This window comes from Planctobacterium sp. AWH2_060 (assembly GCF_056158425.1).
Genome location: NZ_JBSWTG010000001.1, coordinates 272857 through 290296, shown reverse-complemented (window position 1 = coordinate 290296; position 17440 = coordinate 272857). Strand labels below are relative to the sequence as shown.

The 17440-nt window shown below is 45.0% G+C and carries 18 protein-coding genes; 10 read left to right on the top strand and 8 right to left on the bottom strand.

Annotated elements, in window-relative coordinates; genetic code table 11:
* The first annotated feature begins 66 nt into the window (after positions 1-66).
* Both xthA and ACXAD8_RS01220 read left to right on the top strand, forming a co-directional pair.
* Complete coding sequence (gene xthA / locus ACXAD8_RS01225) at positions 67-873, top strand: exodeoxyribonuclease III (protein ID WP_475224137.1); 807 nt, start codon at positions 67-69, stop codon at positions 871-873.
* A gap of 18 nt (positions 874-891) precedes the next feature.
* A complete protein-coding gene (locus tag ACXAD8_RS01220; protein ID WP_475224135.1) occupies positions 892-1536 on the top strand; it encodes an energy-coupling factor ABC transporter permease in 645 nt (214 codons plus the stop codon).
* Between the two features lie 26 nt (positions 1537-1562).
* On the opposite strand, the gene ACXAD8_RS01215 is transcribed toward ACXAD8_RS01220, so the two are convergent.
* From ACXAD8_RS01215 to yfbV, 5 genes are all read right to left on the bottom strand, one after another.
* Complete coding sequence (locus tag ACXAD8_RS01215) at positions 1563-2009, bottom strand: nuclear transport factor 2 family protein (RefSeq protein ID WP_475224133.1); 447 nt, start codon at positions 2007-2009, stop codon at positions 1563-1565.
* A gap of 27 nt (positions 2010-2036) precedes the next feature.
* Complete coding sequence (locus tag ACXAD8_RS01210) at positions 2037-2498, bottom strand: nuclear transport factor 2 family protein (protein WP_475224131.1); 462 nt, start codon at positions 2496-2498, stop codon at positions 2037-2039.
* A gap of 343 nt (positions 2499-2841) precedes the next feature.
* On the bottom strand, positions 2842-4227 hold the full coding sequence (locus tag ACXAD8_RS01205; RefSeq protein ID WP_475224129.1) for a GGDEF domain-containing protein: 1386 nt from the start codon (positions 4225-4227) through the stop codon (positions 2842-2844).
* Positions 4228-4405: 178 nt separating this feature from the next.
* A complete protein-coding gene (locus ACXAD8_RS01200; protein WP_475224127.1) occupies positions 4406-4963 on the bottom strand; it encodes a phosphoribosyltransferase in 558 nt (185 codons plus the stop codon).
* A gap of 150 nt (positions 4964-5113) precedes the next feature.
* Positions 5114-5560, bottom strand: a complete 447-nt coding sequence (gene yfbV / locus ACXAD8_RS01195; RefSeq protein WP_475224126.1) for a terminus macrodomain insulation protein YfbV — start codon at positions 5558-5560, stop codon at positions 5114-5116.
* Positions 5561-6082: 522 nt separating this feature from the next.
* Between yfbV and trxB the strand changes: the two genes are divergently transcribed.
* From trxB to infA, 4 genes are all read left to right on the top strand, one after another.
* On the top strand, positions 6083-7039 hold the full coding sequence (gene trxB, locus ACXAD8_RS01190; protein WP_475224124.1) for a thioredoxin-disulfide reductase: 957 nt from the start codon (positions 6083-6085) through the stop codon (positions 7037-7039).
* 240 nt (positions 7040-7279) lie between these two features.
* Positions 7280-8008 (top strand): leucyl/phenylalanyl-tRNA--protein transferase, encoded by a 729-nt coding sequence (gene aat, locus ACXAD8_RS01185; protein ID WP_475224122.1) that lies wholly within the window; start codon positions 7280-7282, stop codon positions 8006-8008.
* The gene (locus ACXAD8_RS01180) at positions 8008-8700 is read left to right on the top strand and encodes an arginyltransferase (RefSeq protein WP_475224120.1); all 693 of its coding nucleotides are present in this window, start codon (positions 8008-8010) and stop codon (positions 8698-8700) included. Before aat ends, ACXAD8_RS01180 begins: the two co-directional genes overlap by 1 nt.
* Before the next feature lie 94 nt (positions 8701-8794).
* A complete protein-coding gene (gene infA / locus ACXAD8_RS01175; RefSeq protein ID WP_338292198.1) occupies positions 8795-9013 on the top strand; it encodes a translation initiation factor IF-1 in 219 nt (72 codons plus the stop codon).
* A gap of 109 nt (positions 9014-9122) precedes the next feature.
* Here infA and clpA read toward each other — a convergent pair whose 3' ends face one another.
* Positions 9123-11396 carry an ATP-dependent Clp protease ATP-binding subunit ClpA gene (gene clpA / locus ACXAD8_RS01170; protein ID WP_475224119.1) on the bottom strand — a complete coding sequence of 758 codons (2274 nt, stop codon included), beginning with the start codon at positions 11394-11396 and terminating at the stop codon, positions 9123-9125.
* Positions 11397-11413: 17 nt separating this feature from the next.
* Positions 11414-11734: an ATP-dependent Clp protease adapter ClpS gene (gene clpS / locus ACXAD8_RS01165; protein ID WP_475224117.1), complete on the bottom strand. Its 321-nt coding sequence runs from the start codon at positions 11732-11734 to the stop codon at positions 11414-11416.
* A gap of 194 nt (positions 11735-11928) precedes the next feature.
* Here clpS and cspD point away from each other — a divergent pair, with 194 nt between their 5' ends.
* Positions 11929-12147 carry a cold shock domain-containing protein CspD gene (gene cspD, locus ACXAD8_RS01160; RefSeq protein WP_229527792.1) on the top strand — a complete coding sequence of 73 codons (219 nt, stop codon included), beginning with the start codon at positions 11929-11931 and terminating at the stop codon, positions 12145-12147.
* A 177-nt stretch (positions 12148-12324) separates the two neighbouring features.
* Here the strand turns inward: cspD and ACXAD8_RS01155 are convergent, their stop codons facing one another.
* Positions 12325-14553 (bottom strand): NADP-dependent isocitrate dehydrogenase, encoded by a 2229-nt coding sequence (locus ACXAD8_RS01155; protein WP_475224116.1) that lies wholly within the window; start codon positions 14551-14553, stop codon positions 12325-12327.
* A gap of 278 nt (positions 14554-14831) precedes the next feature.
* Here ACXAD8_RS01155 and ACXAD8_RS01150 point away from each other — a divergent pair, with 278 nt between their 5' ends.
* The 3 genes from ACXAD8_RS01150 to hflD all read left to right on the top strand — a co-directional run bounded on the left by ACXAD8_RS01150 (position 14832) and on the right by hflD (position 17428).
* Positions 14832-15464 carry a pseudouridine synthase gene (locus ACXAD8_RS01150; protein ID WP_475224114.1) on the top strand — a complete coding sequence of 211 codons (633 nt, stop codon included), beginning with the start codon at positions 14832-14834 and terminating at the stop codon, positions 15462-15464.
* Positions 15465-15647: 183 nt separating this feature from the next.
* Complete coding sequence (mnmA, locus tag ACXAD8_RS01145; protein ID WP_475224112.1) at positions 15648-16799, top strand: tRNA 2-thiouridine(34) synthase MnmA; 1152 nt, start codon at positions 15648-15650, stop codon at positions 16797-16799.
* Entirely contained in the window at positions 16799-17428 is a 630-nt protein-coding gene (hflD, locus tag ACXAD8_RS01140) for a high frequency lysogenization protein HflD (protein WP_475224110.1), read from the top strand. Before mnmA ends, hflD begins: the two co-directional genes overlap by 1 nt.
* Positions 17429-17440: the final 12 nt, after the last annotated feature.

Sequence of the window (17440 nt, the reverse complement as noted above, 5' to 3'; positions counted from 1 at the left end):
TTGCCCCTGTCAACCATCGGCCTTGTTTGTTAGCATACGCCCATCGAATCTTTGCTAGTTTATCTGATGAAATATATTTCGTTTAATATCAATGGCCTCAGAGCCAGACCCCATCAACTTGCCGCTTTGGTAGAGAAGCATCAACCGGATATTATCGGTTTACAGGAAATCAAAGTACACAATGATATGTTTCCTAAAGAGGAAGTGGAAGCCCTGGGCTACCACGTTTTCTATCACGGACAGAAAAGTCATTACGGTGTTGCCATGATGTGCAAACAGCAACCGCTGGAAGTGCAATACGGTTTTCCCACCGATGATGAAGATGCACAGCGACGAATGATCATGGTGACCATTGAAGATGAGCGCGGTGAAAAAGTCCGGGTGCTGAATGGTTATTTTCCACAGGGAGAGAACCAGGACCACGAAGTTAAATACCCGGCAAAACGCAAATTCTACGCTGATCTGATGAACTATTTAGGCAGTCACCATACCCCGGATGAAAACATCGTTGTTATGGGAGATATTAATATTTCCCCTACCGACCTGGATATCGGAATAGGTGAACAAAACCGTAAACGTTGGCTAAAAACCGGTAAATGTAGCTTTTTACCGGAAGAACGTGAGTGGTTAGGCCGACTGATGGACTGGGGTTTTCACGATAGCTTCCGGGAGCTTAACCCTGAGGTTGAAGACCAATACAGCTGGTTTGATTATCGCTCACGCGGTTTTGATGACAACCGAGGTCTGCGTATAGATGTGATTCTGGGCACCAAATCTATGCAACCCAACCTGGTGGATTCCGGAATAGATTATGAACTCAGAGGTATCGAAAAACCCTCTGATCACGCCCCAATCTGGACCACGTACAAGTAAAACAAGGCATTAGTCATAATGACCGCAATTCAAGCCCTTGCTCTTATCGCCTGGCTGGCGTTGCTGATGTTTACGCTGAAGAGCGTCAATATCAGCAGACTGTTAAACGAGCGAAAATTGCAGCATTTTGTGTTTGGCAGTGCTGCCTGCCTGTTTACCCTTTGGTGGTTTCGCACCGGCATATACGAAGGGCTGAATGTTCATTTTTTATGGCTCACTGCTTGTGTTTTATTGTTAGGTTTGCGCTGGGCTATTATCAGCGCATCACTGGCTCTGCTTGGACTGACACTGGCAGGGCTGGAAAAATGGTCAATGCTGGGCGTCAATGGTTTGCTGGCTGTTATTGCTCCATTGGCCTTTAGCTATGCAATATACTCGCTTGCCTTTCATCGTTTGCCCAAACACTTTTTTATCTATGTGTTTGTCTGTGGCTTTTTCGCAGGACTTGCCAGCCTGGTACTGAAAATGGGCTTATTAGGTGGGTATTACAGCCTGGTAGGTATTCACAGTTGGGATATCGTAAAGGATAACTACCTTATTCTCATTCCACTGCTGTTGTTTCCGGAAGGCTTACTCAATGGCATGACAATGACGCTACTCATAATCTACAAGCCTCACTGGGTCTATACCTTTCACGACAAGTTTTACATTGATGGGAAATGATTCAGGCTACTAACCTTTCACAAGGTTTAATTATCGCATTTATGTGAAGGAAAATACCAAACTTTGCTGATTTTCCCGGCAGAGAAACTATAGACAGCCATACTGCATTGACTTTTGACCTGGTTGTTAGTTTCCCAGAAAGCTTCTTCAAGGGCGTATACATAATCACCGCTGGCGTGCAAATGACGAATTTCTGAGCGGCTTTCAGATGCAGCACTAAAATAGTCACTCATGGCCGCTTTCAAAGCCTCTTTATCTTGAGTTTCCACAACAATGTTGTCACCTGAAACACTCATCCATTGCATGTCATCATTTACCAAGGCCAGCATCGCCGACAGCTCCTTATGATTGTAGGCCTCGACAAATTTTTTAACGTTTTCTGTATTGGAAAAACCTGAAGCAAAAGACATCAGAGGTGCGCACAGCGCAACAATAATAGCAGCCGCAGTTTTACATTTAGAGAATAAGCCCATTATTTATACTCCCGCTTTATACTCTGTTTACTGATGGTATTTCCTGATGACCGCCACTTTGTCACCCTCCAGTTCCAGAACTTCCATCATAGTATCGCGATATTCAATGGCTTGTTTACTCTCGGGGTGAATCCCCTTCGCATAATTTTCATATCTGATAGCAATTGCAGACGAATTAAACGTAAAGACATCCAACAATTTTGCCTGGTAATCTGTGTGAGCGCCCAGGTAAAAAGTCATGCCTTCGCGCATCATGGCTTTGCCATCAGGCGATCTTGAGTCATCTGTAACCCAGGGCAAATGTGAATGACCGACATCATCCGTCAAAAACGCCAGGTAAGCTTCTAAGTCTTTACTGCTGGCCTCTGGCATCTGAGTGGCCACCATAGCCTGAAAATAATCCTGAGCCAATCGCTCCAGATCCAACGGCGCTTCTTCAGCAAAAGTACTAGAGCTGAAAAAAACAAATAAACATAAAATTAGACGCACAACTTATTCCTTAATGATTCCGTTCCGGGATGCACAATGTAACTGAACAAGATGAAGAATAAAAGAAACTACATATACCCAAATCACCTCAAGATACTGTTTCAGAGCTATCACAGCGCTTTCAGTACAAGGCGCATGTGAGAAGGAATGTCGGCTACCTTTCAAACACATGCAACACAGTAATGGAAGTGATGTGTTGCTCCCGAAGGGCGTGGCTAAAAAACGTTTATACTGCATTAAAATGACTGGACGTGAGAGCAACCATGCCTACGTCATTTTTACTTGTCTAAACGTTTTTTATCTCACGCTGAAAGCTAGCATCTTGAGGTGATTTGGGTATATATCAGCTTAGACAAACCTGATTTTTACCCTGCGATTTGGCCTGATATAGCGCCTTGTCAGCTCTTTCCAGCAATGATTCCAGATTATCTTCGGGCTGTAATTCTGTTACCCCAAAGCTGGCGGTAAAAACAGGGATTTCTTCTCGCTGTGACGACGCCAGATAACTGCGAATTTTCTCGGCAATCGCGGCACTTTTTTTCAAGTCGCAGGCCTGTAGCAGTAATACGAATTCTTCTCCTCCCAGACGAAAAACCATATCGCTTTGGCGTATTAAGGCATGAATCTCGGTAACCAGTTGTTGTAAAACCTTATCACCTATATTGTGGCCCTGCTGATCATTAATTTGCTTAAAATTATCGATATCCAGCAATATGATACTAGAGACTTGTTCTTGGCTTGGTTTATTGAGTAGCGCAGAGGCCGCCTGTTCCCACTTATGACGGTTATAAGCACCGGTTAATTTATCCGTAGTAGCCTGCCGAATTAACGCTTCTTCTATGCTTTCCCGATGCACCACGGCTTCAGAGTAACGACTCATTAAACGATTAATATCTTTGGCCAGTTTGGCCAATTCATCACGGCCTTTGGGGCTGAGTTCGGCGGATTCCAGAGTGCCATTTTGCCCGGAAATAGACTTATGCAGTCGGTCAATCTGGCTGTTGATTTGCCGCATACGCTGGCGAAAAGAAACAATAATCAACAGTGTCACATTGATGCCTATCAAGAATGCACTGATACCTAATCCACTATTAACATAGAAGAAGCGCGTTTCGTGTTCTTCTGCCTGGCTACTAATATCTAAAGCAATAGCTTCCACTTCCCGCAGAACCTTAATTGCACTGCTATCCAGTAATTCTGCTTGCTGTTCTAATAGCGCCCACTCTTCATCAGAAATGACTGAAACCCGATTAAACAAAACTTTGCTGGCATGGGTTTGAAATTCATCTCGCGCCGCTTCGAACTGGTCAAAGGCCGCTAATATCGCTAGGTGCGCAGATTTCTTTTTAACGATTTTGCCCTGCTCCAGACCGGTTCGGATCACACTGGTAAGGGCGTGAATTTGCTGCTTCAACTCTTGCGAAAAGGCTTTAAATTTTTTCTGCATTGTTTGTTGCAACTGAAATTCGCCCTGGTCAGCCAACCTCAAATCATAGTGCAAGCGCTCCATAAAGATGTGTTGCTCCAACTGCAACACTTCAATTTCAGCGGCAATCTCCGAGATAGGTACATCAATATGTGCAAGTTCACGGATTTCCTGACTGATCACCCGTAACTGCACAATGGAGTACAACACCAGCGCCAGAATAAATGTCAATAAAACAGCGGAAAGTCCACCAATCTTGCGGGTAATTGATTCGTCTAACCAATGAAAAATTCGAACAGCCATGTATATTCTCTGAAGCCTGATCCGGCCATAATAACCAGCTTTTACAGCGCTGCCAATTTGGTACATCAATTACGCAAAATAAGTAAGCAATCCCTGCAATTTACCGCAATTTGTTGCATCCCAAAAACAAAGAAGCCGCTGGTTAAGCGGCTTCTTTAAGTTTCAAGTGCATTTGATATTACAAGATAACGTCTAACACGTTAGCAATATCTGACTTGCCTTCCCGAATTTCATCTTTAGTCAAACCCGACAGCTCATGTGGAAACACCAGCCACTCATCGGTTTCATGTATGTAATAATCCGGTGTGATATTGGTTTTGTTGTTGTTGGGTTTGTACCAGGGCGTAGCTATCCTGATATCCTTGGGCGTATTGAGGCGCATCAATTTCTTGGTTTGCTCAATGAGTGCCGCAATACTGCGCCCGGAGTCAAACACGTCATCCACGATTAATAAGCCATCATCAGCATTGGCGTTTTCCACCAAATACTGCAAACCATGAACTTTTATCGTTTTTGATTGCTGATTAATGCCGTAGTAGGACGAGGTACGCACTGCGATGTGATCAGTGTGCACCTTTTTATAATCAAAGAATTCTTGTACCGCGATACCTACAGGTGTGCCACCTCGCCAGATACCGATAATAAATTGCGGCCTGAAACCGTCTTTGTATACTTCTGCCGCCAAACGGAAAGAATCTTCCAGCAGTGATTGGGCAGTAATAAAATGTTTGTTCATTATGCGATCCAAATCAATTTTATTGAATATTCAAACAACTAATAGGCTAAGAGTAATGCCAATCACACAGGCTGTCGAGCTAACGCAGGATAAGCGAGGAATTTTTGCACAAAAATGAGGCAATAACAGGTGTTTCCGGACCGAAACACCTTAAAACAACTGTCGGGTGAACACCTTATCCAGTTCATCAAACGCCGTTTTAAGCAATTGTGCTAACTCTTTGTAACGTGGTCGCGATTTGGCGGACTGCAACTCACAGCCTTGCTGGCGCATTTTGCTATGAATTTCTCGATACCAACTTCTGATGGCGGGCGGCAAGGACTGTTTAGAACGGTGCCCCAACCACAAAAGGCCTTGTACCGGTAAACTGAGAAAAAATGCAGCAATAGCGATTGCCTGAGGCGCATAATCCGCACCGTGAATGTTGATCAGCGAGGCCGCTGCAATAACCGCCGCTGGAGGCATAACTTTTATGGCAAACTCAGTGGCCACTACCACCTTACCATCAGGGAATAATGAAAATAGTTGTTTTTGTCTGGGCCAGACCTTCATGTAGTCCTGTCCATCTCGCAGAATGGTACCGAAACTTTGTGCCATGACACTACCTCTCGCCAATTGACTCTACAATGCGCCTTACATACCTGGTAACTCGCGCTTAATCTAAAATCTGAAACTATTATTGTTCAAACTCCGGCGCAGCTGGCTGCTAAACAATTTGAACAAAAAATCTCTACAGTTTCTTTTAATATTACCCTTATATCGTAAAAGCTGCCAAAAAAGATTAATCACAATAATTGATTGCTTGTAACGATTTTTATCAATTGCGGAATATCAGGGAAGATTTAAACTCCCGTTTATTAGATATAAATCATCTACTCTTGATTTACCGAGTTTCAACCCAACATCGTCAAAAATTGGTTGGGAATGAGAATGACATTAGTCAGGTCCTGACAGGTTATGAATTAACATTGTGTTGATCTAATCAGCACAATAACAAATACGCGCAGAGCGGATTATCAACCGGTGCTGCGGGTCTGCAGTTAAAGCATTACAAGTATATTTAGTGCTGTTATTGCTTTCAGGCCATGAGAAATAGTTTAAGTCACTTTGGAGATAACGATGTCAGAAGCCAGACATGTTAAATTACTGATATTGGGCTCAGGTCCAGCAGGTTATACCGCAGCCGTTTACGCGGCCCGAGCCAACTTAAATCCGGTTTTGATCACCGGTATTCAGCAAGGTGGTCAGCTGACCACAACCACGGAAGTTGAAAACTGGCCTGGCGATCCTGAAGGTCTTCAGGGACCCGATCTGATGGTCAGAATGCAACAACATGCTGAGAAATTTGATACCGAAATCATTTTTGACCACATCAATGAGGCTGACGTGACACAACGTCCGTTTCGACTGAAAGGCGATGTGGGTGAATACACTTGTGATGCCCTGATCATTGCTACCGGTGCATCAGCCAAATATCTGGGTATGGAAAGTGAGCAAGCCTTCATGGGTAAAGGTGTTTCCGCTTGTGCCACCTGTGACGGTTTCTTTTACAAAAACCAAAAAGTCGCCGTTATCGGTGGTGGTAATACCGCTGTTGAAGAAGCGTTGTACTTATCCAACATTTGTTCTGAAGTGCATGTCATTCACCGCAGAGACACTTTCCGTGCGGAAAAGATCCTGACTCAGCGTATGCTGGATAAAGCCGAAAATGGCAACATCACACTGCACCTGAATAAAACGTTGGATGAAGTATTGGGTAACGATATGGGTGTAACCGGTGTACGCATTAAAGATACCCAGTCAGATGCCACTGAAGAGCTGGATGTCATGGGTTTATTCGTGGCCATTGGTCACCAGCCCAACACCAGCCTGTTTGAAGGTCAGCTAAACATGGAAAATGGTTACCTGAAAATCAACAGCGGCCTGAATGGCAATGCCACTCAAACCAGCATTCCTGGTGTCTTCGCCGCCGGTGACGTATGTGACCATGTATATCGTCAGGCCATCACTTCAGCAGGTACCGGTTGTATGGCAGCATTGGATGCTGAAAAGTTTCTGGATGCACTAAACGACTAAAGCCAATTTGTTGTTCACTAAGCGCCTGAAAGTTCAGGCGCTTTTTTATTGCACCAACAAAAAAACTGTCATTTATTTTGGCGTGCAACTACAAATAAAAAATTTTTCCCGCCTCTACTCATAAAAATTCATCATATTGTTGCCCTACCCTGGCTTGAGACCACAACGTTTGTGGCATAAAATCATACTATTGATCATTGTTAAACGGCTTCGCTGTAGTAACCAGAGTACAAACTGAGAATGAGTATCCAGCTATTTCGATTGGATGATGCCGTCACTTTTCCTCCCCCAGAGTTAGCGCTGGAAGAGCCTAACGGCTTGTTAGCCTTTGGTGGCGATTTATCTGTCGAGCGACTTTTGCAAGCCTATGAAAATGGTATTTTTCCCTGGTTTAGTGAAGGTGAGCCACTGCTTTGGTGGTCTCCTGATCCAAGAGGCATTTTGTACCTGGACAACTACCAGGTTTCCAAAAGCTTTCGCAAGTTTTTAAAAAAGCACACTTACAAAGTCACTAAGGATGCGGCGTTCGCGCAAGTCATTAAAGCCTGTGCTTCCACACCAAGAGATGACAAAGGCACCTGGATCACAGAAGACATGCAACAAGCCTATGTTCGATTGCACAATGCAGGCTTTGCTCACTCTATCGAAGTTTGGGAAGGTGAAGAGTTAGTAGGTGGGTTATACGGTATCGGCATTGGCAATGTATTCTGCGGTGAGTCTATGTTTCATCTCAGGAGTAATGTCTCCAAATTAGCGTTTTATCACCTTGTGCAATATATGAAGCACTTCGGGTGTCGTTTTATTGATTGTCAGATGCAAACAGAACATCTGAGTTCCTTAGGGGCAACGTCGATTTCCCGCCAAGATTTTTTAAAGCAACTCAAACAAGAACTGGCCAGAGATTACCCCAAAGGGCTGTGGCGCTCAGCACTGGACGAAATTAACTCAAACACCACATCGGTGAACTGATGAAGTTTGGCATCACCGGCACATTCGATTGCAGCTATTTGCCCGACGAAAAAGAACGTTTATTGGTGTTTGCCAGTTATCAGGATCCCGATTTAAAATCGCAATACGAAGTCATGTTAGCACACGGCTTCAGACGCAGCGGTGAGCAAATCTACCGTCCTAATTGCCCGGCCTGTGATGCCTGCCAATCAATTCGCATTCCGGTGATTAAGTTCAAACCAAGCCGCAGTCAAAAACGGGTGTTAGCCAAAAACCGGCAGGTACAGTCTCAGGTAAGTCGCCAGCACAAAGATGAATACTTTCAATTGTACGAGCGTTATATCAACACCCGACACACAGATGGCTCCATGTATCCGGCAAATCGCGAACAATATTATCAGTTTTTATTTAGCAGTTGGTCGCAGCCCTTATTCTTTGAGTTTTGGGAGGACGGAAAACTCATTATGGTGGCGGTCACCGATGAGCTAGGTGACTCATTATCAGCGCTTTATACCTATTTTGATCCTGACTACGCTCACAGGTCGTTAGGTACTCTGGCTATCCTGACTCAAATCGACAAAGCTTTTCAATGGCAAAAGCCCTATGTTTATCTTGGATACCAGATTGATGCTTGTCAGAAAATGAACTATAAATCTAAATTCTTGCCTCATGAGCGTCATTTCAGGGACGGATGGCAACTAATAACGAAATAATTTGCACTCAGCCCTTTACAGTCGAACACTATTTGGGCAAAATCCCCGCCGCATTTGCATTATAGTATTGATATCTGAGGTTAGATTTTTATAGATGGCGAAAGAAGATTGTATTGAAATGGAAGGTACCATCCTGGAAACCCTTCCAAACACTATGTTCCGTGTAGAACTTGAAAATGGTCACGTTGTGACTGCGCATATTTCTGGAAAAATGCGCAAGAACTATATCCGTATTCTGACAGGTGACAAAGTCACTGTAGAGATGACACCTTACGACCTGACTAAAGGCCGCATCATTTACCGCGCCAGATAATATCCGTTCGCAAGAACATTTCCGCGCAAACAATACCAATTGGTATCGTCCCCGACGGACAATAAAAAAGGTGCTAAATGCACCTTTTTTAATGCCTAATCAGAAGCGATTAATGTTCTGCCTTACTGTTCTTCTTCACGTTTTCGTAGGTAAACGTCAACTTATCGGCTTTTACGCCAATCTTGGCGACACCACCGTCCACCAATTCCCCAAACAATAATTCGTTGGCCAATTGTTTCTTCACATCTTCCTGCATGACACGGGCCATCGGTCTGGCACCCATCGCTTTATCGTAGCCTTTTTCTGCTAACCATTTACGCGCAGCATCGGTTACTTCCATCGAGACACCTTTGCCATCCAGTTGCGCTTGTAGCTCCACAATAAACTTATCAACCACCTGCAGAATAACCTCTTCGCTAAGGTGATTAAACCAGACTGTGGCATCCAGACGGTTGCGGAACTCAGGTGAGAAGGTGCGATTGATCTCAGACATGGCATCATGACTGTGATCTTGCTGTTTAAAGCCAATCGACTTACGGGTAGTTTCCTGCACCCCGGCATTGGTAGTCATCACCAGTACCACGTTGCGGAAATCTACTTTGCGGCCATTGTTGTCAGTTAGGGTGCCGTGATCCATTACCTGCAACAGAATGTTGTAGATATCGCTGTGAGCCTTTTCTATCTCATCCAGTAACACCACTGAGTAAGGGTTTTTAATGACGGCATCGGTTAACAATCCGCCCTGGTCAAATCCTACATAGCCCGGAGGCGCACCAATCAAGCGACTCACGGCATGGCGCTCCATGTACTCTGACATATCAAAGCGCACGAGCTCCACGCCCATGACATTGCTCAGCTGCTGCGTAACCTCAGTTTTACCAACCCCGGTAGGACCGGCAAACAAGAAGCAACCGATGGGCTTTTTCTCATTACCCAGGCCGCTGCGGGACAAGCGAATGGCATCGGTTAAGGTATCAATGGCCTCGTCCTGACCAAATACCACCATTTTGAGATTGCGTCCCAGATTTTTAAGCACGTCTTTATCCGATGCGGATACCGACTTCTCTGGGATCCTCGCCATTTTAGCAATGATATGCTCGATATCCGGTACACCAATGGTTTTCTTGCGACGCGATGCGGGCAATAACCTTTGCCCCGCGCCCGCTTCATCAATCACGTCTATCGCTTTATCTGGCAAGTGACGTTCATTAATGTATTTGGCAGACAACTCAGCGGCGGCCTGTAACGCTTTGTTGGTATAGCGAATGCTGTGGTGTTTTTCATAGCGGGATTTCAGCCCCATCAGAATTTTAGTGGTATCAGAAACACTGGGCTCGGTAATATCGATTTTCTGGAATCGACGAGCCAGAGCACGGTCTTTTTCAAAAATTCCCTGATACTCCTGATAGGTGGTAGAACCAACACAACGCAATTCACCACTAGAAAGTTTGGGCTTTAACAGGTTTGAAGCGTCCATAACGCCACCTGAGGCGGCTCCAGCTCCAATAATGGTGTGTATCTCATCTATAAATAAAATCGCGTCAGGGTCCTGCTGAAGCTCTTTGAGAATACCTTTAAGGCGCTTTTCAAAATCACCACGGTATTTTGTACCGGCCAACAGGCCACCCAGGTCCAGCGAATAGATGGTGGCGGAAGCAATGACATCAGGCACATTCTCTTCGACTATACGAAATGCCAGACCTTCAGCAATGGCGGTTTTGCCCACCCCCGCTTCGCCAACTAAAAGCGGATTGTTTTTTCTGCGGCGACACAATACCTGAATTGTGCGCTCCACTTCATCATCACGACCAATCAAGGGATCGATTTTACCGTCTTTAGCCAGCGCGTTAAGGTTAGTAGAGTATTTGGAAAGCAGAGATTGGCTTTCTTCGCCTTCACTGCCCTCTTCAGCTTCTTCAGCATCGTTGCCTGAACCTTCATCTTCGTTGCGGCTGATACCATGAGAAATGTAATTAACGACATCCAGGCGGGTGACATCGGCCTTTTTCAGAATGTAAACCGCCTGAGACTCCTGTTCACTGAAGATGGCCACCAGGACATTGGCACCGGTGACTTCTTCTTTGCCTGAGGACTGCACGTGGAATACCGCACGTTGCAATACCCGCTGGAACCCAAGCGTCGGTTGAGTTTCGCGATCCGCGCCGTCTTCTTCGAGGATCAGGGGGGTTGTTTCTTTTACAAATTGGGTTAATTCTGCACGTATCGCTTCTATGTCAGCACCACAAGCTTTGAGTGCTTCTTTTGCGGAGGGATTGTCTAATAACGCCAGCAACAAATGTTCCACCGTCATAAACTCGTGTTTATGCTCTCTGGCGAAAATAAACGCTTCATTCAGGGTTCTTTCTAAATCTTTGTTTAACATGCTTTCCCCTTTAACGACTATGCCTGTTCCATAGAACACAGCAATGGATGCTGATGTTTGCGGGCATATTGGTTTACCTGCATAACTTTCGTCTCGGCAACATCAGCGGTGTAGATACCGCATACCGCTTTACCACGATAATGAACGGTCAACATAATTTGGTTTGCCTTTTCAGCGTCTAAGTTAAAAAACTGCATCAGAACTTCCACCACGAAGTCCATCGGCGTGTAATCATCATTGTTCAGCAGTACCTTGAACATAGGTGGCGGCTGCACTTTTTGTTTGACCGCTTCTAACTGCTTTTCCTGACCAGAATTAATAATGTCGGACTTACTCATAACTATAGAATAGACTCTAACAATCAAATAGGTTTAAACTTTGGTAAATTAAAATTAATAAATTGTGAATTTGGGCTTGACACACTCAGGTCAAAAAATCTACAGTTTGTTACAAATAATAAGAAATCCCACATCACATAAGAGATAGTGGGGGCATTAAAAGTTCAGTTCAAGGAAAACTTAGGATCAGAAGTATGGCTGTTGGTAAAGTTAAATGGTTCAATAATGCAAAAGGCTTCGGTTTCATCGTACCAGACGGTGGTGGTGAAGATATTTTTGCGCACTACTCCACTATTCAAATGGACGGCTATCGCACCCTGAAAGCCGGTCAGGAAGTAAACTTCGAAGTAGAGAATGGTCCAAAAGGCCTTCATGCTGAGAATATTACTTTCGAGCTAGAAGCCGAAAGATAACTCGCTTCAAAATTTAATGATAAGAAGCGAATCTAGGCATTCGCTTTTTTGCGTTGTGCTCGGTACAACGGCTCAATTCAAGAGATTATTCCCCTTATAAACTAATTGCTTCATTTAATTTATCCAATAAAAAAGCCCGGCACTTTAAACCGGGCTTTTGCATTTTGGGGCGTTCACTTATTGATAAGCAGCCAGTGCTTTGTTCAGCGTCTCGCTGGGGCACATCGCTTTTGCAGTTTTCGCATCGTCCATCATGTAATAACCACCGATGTCGGTATCTTTAGACTGAGTAGCATCGATTTCAGCAATGATCTGCGCTTCGTTTTCCGCCAGTACTTTTGCCAGCGGTGCAAACCTGCCTGCCAATTCAGCATCTTCAGATTGCGCAGCTACCTCTTCTGCCCAGTACAGGGCCAGATAAAAGTGGCTACCACGGTTATCCAACTCACCTGCACGACGCAGCGGTGATTTACCGTTGTTTAACAACTTCTCAGTGGCAGAATCCAAGGCATTTGCCAGAATTTGTGCTTTTTTGTTGTCGTTCTTAATTGCCAAATCTTCTAAAGAAACGGCTAACGCCAGGAACTCACCTAAGGAATCCCAACGCAAGTGACCTTCTTCAATGAACTGCTGAATGTGTTTCGGCGCAGAACCACCGGCCCCAGTTTCAAACAGACCACCGCCCGCCATTAGCGGAACGATAGACAACATCTTAGCGCTGGTACCCAGCTCCAGAATTGGGAACAGGTCAGTCAGATAGTCACGTAATACGTTACCGGTTACAGAAATTGTATCCAGACCACGGATAGCGCGCTCCATGCTGTAACGGATAGCACGGACAGGTGAACGAATAGTAATATCCAGGCCTTCTGTATCGTGCTCTTTTAAGTACTCAGTGACTTTGGCGATCAGTTGCGAATCGTGAGCACGCTCATCATCCAACCAGAAAATAGCTGGCGTATCAGACTGTCTGGCACGGTTTACCGCCAGTTTTACCCAGTCGCGGATAGGGGCATCTTTAGTTTGACACATGCGCCAGATGTCACCTTCTTCCACCTGGTGCTCAATCAGAACATTTTCATCCTGATCAATGATACGCATGGTACCGTCGGCAAACATTTCAAAGGTTTTATCATGAGAGCCGTATTCTTCGGCCTTCTTAGCCATCAAGCCCACGTTTGGCACACTGCCCATCGTTGTTGGGTCAAAAGCGCCGTGAGTTTTACAGAAGTTTATTACTTCCTGGTAAATCGTTGCATAAGTACTTTCAGGGATAACAGCTTTAGTATCCGCAGCCTGTCCATCCGGTCCCCACATTTGACCAGAATTACGGATCATGGCAGGCATAGAGGCATCAACGATAACGTCACTAGGTACGTGCAGGTTGGAAATACCCTTATCAGAATTCACCATCGCCATAGGCGGACGAGTGCGGTAACAGGCATTAATGTCAGCCTGAATTTCAGAGCGCTGAGACTCTGGCAAAGATGCAATTTTGTCATAAACACTGCCCAAACCGTTGTTAGGGTTAACACCCAATTCTTCGAACAGTTTGCCGTGTTTTTCAAACAAATCTTTGTAGAATACTTTTACGCAGTGACCAAATACGATGGGGTGAGACACCTTCATCATGGTGGCTTTAACGTGTAATGAGAACAGTACGCCGGTAGCGCGCGCATCTTCGATTTGCTCTTCGAAGAAAGCACACAGCGCCTTTTTGCTCATAAACATGCCGTCGATCACTTCACCGGCTTCTAAGTCAATGCGTGGTTTTAGTACTGTCACTGCACCACTTTTGTCAGTGAACTCAATACGCACATGACCTTCTTTTTCGATGGTGGTGGATTTTTCACTGGAATAGAAATCACCACCGCGCATGTGGGCTACGTGAGAACGAGAAGCCTGGCTCCATGCGCCCATGGAATGCGGGTGCTTGCGGGCGTAATTTTTAACGGCTTTAGGAGCGCGACGATCAGAGTTACCTTCACGCAATACCGGGTTTACTGCAGAACCCAGTACTTTTGAGTAACGGGCTTTGATATCAGCTTCTTTGTCGTCTTTTGGATCTTCCGGGAATTCAGGTACGGCATAACCTTTAGCATTCAATTCTTTGATGGCTGCGCGCAGCTGAGGAATTGATGCACTGATGTTAGGCAACTTAATGATGTTGGTGTCTGGCTCCTGAGTCAGATCTCCCAATTCAGCCAATGCATCCGGAACTCTTTGCTCTTCAGTCAGGTAATCGGGAAAATTAGCCAGAATACGACCCGCTAATGAAATGTCACTCAACTCCACATCAATATCAGCTGCACTTGCAAATGATTTGATAATCGGAAGCAAAGAATATGTCGCGAGTGCCGGAGCCTCGTCTGTTTTGGTATAAATAATCTTTGACTTAGATGCCATGTTAAACCTCGATACTGTTGGTAATCCAACCGATAATTAGTCGAACGCAATTCAGCTATGCAAAATAAACTGAACTGACAATGGTACGAAAAGGGAAATCCAGAACATAAACAATAGATGAAATTTTTTACAAGACCAACTTCACCTAAAGGATTATGCTCCTCAATTAAATATGCTGATCTTCGCTCATTGCAACTTTCAAGATCAACACACTCAATGTTCGCGAGTGATGATATACGGCTGAATTGTGTAATTACAACCGCGTAAGCCGTATAATTATGCAGAAAACCACAAAAAAACTGAATTTTATGCCTCTCAATAAAAAAGCCCACAACCGACGTAAGCCAAAAGTCCAAGAGGACCAACCAGCTCAGACCCGGGTTATTCTGTTTAACAAACCGTTTGATGTATTGTCCCAGTTTACCGATGCTGACAACCGTCAAACACTGAAAGATTTCATCCCCATTCCCGATGTGTATGCAGCAGGCCGATTGGACAGAGACAGCGAAGGGCTACTGGTGCTGACCAACAACGGAAAACTTCAGAATAAGTTGGCTTCACCAAAACACAAAACCTCAAAAACCTATTGGGCGCAGGTTGAAGGCATCCCCGAAGAATCCTCTATTCAAGCATTGTGTGACGGAGTAGAACTAAAAGATGGTTTAACCGCGCCGGCAAAAGTAAAAAGAATCGAAGAGCCGAATATTTGGCCCCGCAATCCTCCAATTCGAGAGCGCAAGTCAATTCCCACCAGTTGGCTTAGCATCACCATCACTGAAGGCCGTAACCGACAGGTAAGACGTATGACTGCGCATATTGGTCACCCTACTTTGCGCCTGATCCGCTATCGCGTTGGCAACTGGACCATTGATGGCATTGCCAATGGTGAGTATCGGGAAGTTTCCCGGTAGTCTCAGAGGGAAACGCAAAGATCAACATACTCTAACCTGCCCAAATAATTCATGAAATGTGACAAAAAGGCCCAACTTTTCTTCTGATTTAGATGGATTTGGCATGAATATCCCACTTTAATTTGTTAAAATCGCGCCCCATTTTAAACAGCTCGAAATAAACAAGGTGTAGCAGCAATTACCATGTCAGTTTTTGATCCCAAGGCAATTACTCAGTATGGCGAAGAAATCATACCGGAACAGACTAAAGTCATCGTTGGTATGTCTGGCGGTGTAGATTCTTCAGTTTCAGCCTATCTGTTGAAAGAGCAAGGCTTCCAGGTGGAAGGCTTGTTTATGAAAAACTGGGAAGAAGACGACAACGATGAATACTGCGCAGCCGCTGAAGATCTGAAAGATGCGCAGCAGGTGGCCGACAAACTTGGCATTGAATTGCACACCATCAACTTCGCCGCTGAATACTGGGACAATGTATTCGAGTACTTCCTGGCGGAATACAAAGCAGGTCGTACACCGAATCCCGACATCATGTGCAACAAAGAAATCAAATTCAAAGCATTTCTGGAATTTGCCGCAGAAGAATTAGGTGCCGATTACATTGCTACAGGTCATTACGTGCAAAGGCGTAAAAACGGTGAAAATTGGCAAATGTTGCGGGGCCTGGACGACAACAAAGATCAAAGCTACTTTTTGTATACCCTGGGTAGTGAACACGTTGCGCAAACTCTGTTTCCTATCGGCCACATGGAAAAATCACTGGTGCGGGATATTGCTAAAGAACAAGGTTTAATTACCCACGATAAAAAAGACAGCACCGGTATCTGTTTTATTGGCGAGCGCAAGTTTAAAGATTTCTTAGGCAAGTTTTTACCGGCACAACCTGGCATTATAAAAACCGCTGAAGGTGAAGAAATTGGCCAGCACGATGGCTTGATGTACCACACTCTGGGTCAGCGCAAAGGTCTGTTCATCGGCGGAACAAAGAATCACGGTGATGAGCCCTGGTATGTGGTGGACAAAGACGTTGCAAACAATGTCCTTATTGTGGGTCAGGGAGCCAATCACCCTCGCCTGTTTTCCAATGGCCTGGTGGCGAAACAGCTGCACTGGGTAGCCAGAGAAAATCCGGTTGCTACCGGCGAGACGTTGCGCTGCACTGTTAAAACCCGATACCGACAGCAAGATATTGACTGCCAACTAAGTGTAGATGAGCAAGGTCAATGTCAGGTTACCTTTGACGAGCCGCAAAAAGCGGTAACGCCAGGCCAATCAGCTGTGTTTTATGCCAATGAAGTTTGCCTTGGTGGCGGTATTATTGAGAGTTACATACGTTAATGAACCGATTTGATGAAATGCAACTACCTTTGGCTGGTGTTTGCCAGGCCGCGATTCTGGTACAGTCCATTGCCCGCAGCAAACCTTATTCCGAAGAGGCTTACCAGACCACCATCAGCTCCATTGTAGCCACTGATCCAGAATCAACGGTGGACGTTTATGGCGCCCTTAAAAACCTGAAACTGGGTTTTGAAGTATTGATCGCACAACTGGGTGATAAAGCCACTAAAGATCAGGAAATCACACGCTATGTAGCCAGTCTGCTTACTTTAGAGCGAAAAATAACCCAAAGTGACGGCAAGCTGGCGGCCATCGGTGAGAGGATAGATAACATCAAACGCCAGACCAGCATGATGTCCATATTCGAAAACCAGATGATTGCTAATCTGGCCAGCATCTACAAAGATAATGTTAGCCCGTTGCCACATAAGATTCAGGTAGCAGGCGATCCCGCCTCACTGAAGCAACAATCCATCCAGGATAAAGTGCGCGCCCTGTTATTGGGTGGCATACGCTCGGCGGTTCTGTGGCGACAACTTGGTGGAAAACGTCGCAACATTATTTTTCAACGCGGTAAAATCTTGCAATCCGCAGAGAACACTTTAAAGACTATTAATCAAACTTTCTAAAACGGGGACTCC

Bases quoted from the DNA above. Each gene is read 5' to 3' on its own strand.
- xthA (WP_475224137.1), top strand. From the start codon at position 67: ATGAAATATATTTCGTTTAATATCAATGGCCTCAGAGCCAGACCCCAT.
- ACXAD8_RS01220 (WP_475224135.1), top strand. From the start codon at position 892: ATGACCGCAATTCAAGCCCTTGCTCTTATCGCCTGGCTGGCGTTGCTG.
- ACXAD8_RS01215 (WP_475224133.1), bottom strand. From the start codon at position 2,009: ATGGGCTTATTCTCTAAATGTAAAACTGCGGCTGCTATTATTGTTGCG.
- ACXAD8_RS01205 (WP_475224129.1), bottom strand. From the start codon at position 4,227: ATGGCTGTTCGAATTTTTCATTGGTTAGACGAATCAATTACCCGCAAG.
- ACXAD8_RS01200 (WP_475224127.1), bottom strand. From the start codon at position 4,963: ATGAACAAACATTTTATTACTGCCCAATCACTGCTGGAAGATTCTTTC.
- yfbV (WP_475224126.1), bottom strand. From the start codon at position 5,560: ATGGCACAAAGTTTCGGTACCATTCTGCGAGATGGACAGGACTACATG.
- trxB (WP_475224124.1), top strand. From the start codon at position 6,083: ATGTCAGAAGCCAGACATGTTAAATTACTGATATTGGGCTCAGGTCCA.
- aat (WP_475224122.1), top strand. From the start codon at position 7,280: ATGAGTATCCAGCTATTTCGATTGGATGATGCCGTCACTTTTCCTCCC.
- ACXAD8_RS01180 (WP_475224120.1), top strand. From the start codon at position 8,008: ATGAAGTTTGGCATCACCGGCACATTCGATTGCAGCTATTTGCCCGAC.
- infA (WP_338292198.1), top strand. From the start codon at position 8,795: ATGGCGAAAGAAGATTGTATTGAAATGGAAGGTACCATCCTGGAAACC.
- clpA (WP_475224119.1), bottom strand. From the start codon at position 11,396: ATGTTAAACAAAGATTTAGAAAGAACCCTGAATGAAGCGTTTATTTTC.
- clpS (WP_475224117.1), bottom strand. From the start codon at position 11,734: ATGAGTAAGTCCGACATTATTAATTCTGGTCAGGAAAAGCAGTTAGAA.
- cspD (WP_229527792.1), top strand. From the start codon at position 11,929: ATGGCTGTTGGTAAAGTTAAATGGTTCAATAATGCAAAAGGCTTCGGT.
- ACXAD8_RS01155 (WP_475224116.1), bottom strand. From the start codon at position 14,553: ATGGCATCTAAGTCAAAGATTATTTATACCAAAACAGACGAGGCTCCG.
- ACXAD8_RS01150 (WP_475224114.1), top strand. From the start codon at position 14,832: ATGCAGAAAACCACAAAAAAACTGAATTTTATGCCTCTCAATAAAAAA.
- mnmA (WP_475224112.1), top strand. From the start codon at position 15,648: ATGTCAGTTTTTGATCCCAAGGCAATTACTCAGTATGGCGAAGAAATC.
- hflD (WP_475224110.1), top strand. From the start codon at position 16,799: ATGAACCGATTTGATGAAATGCAACTACCTTTGGCTGGTGTTTGCCAG.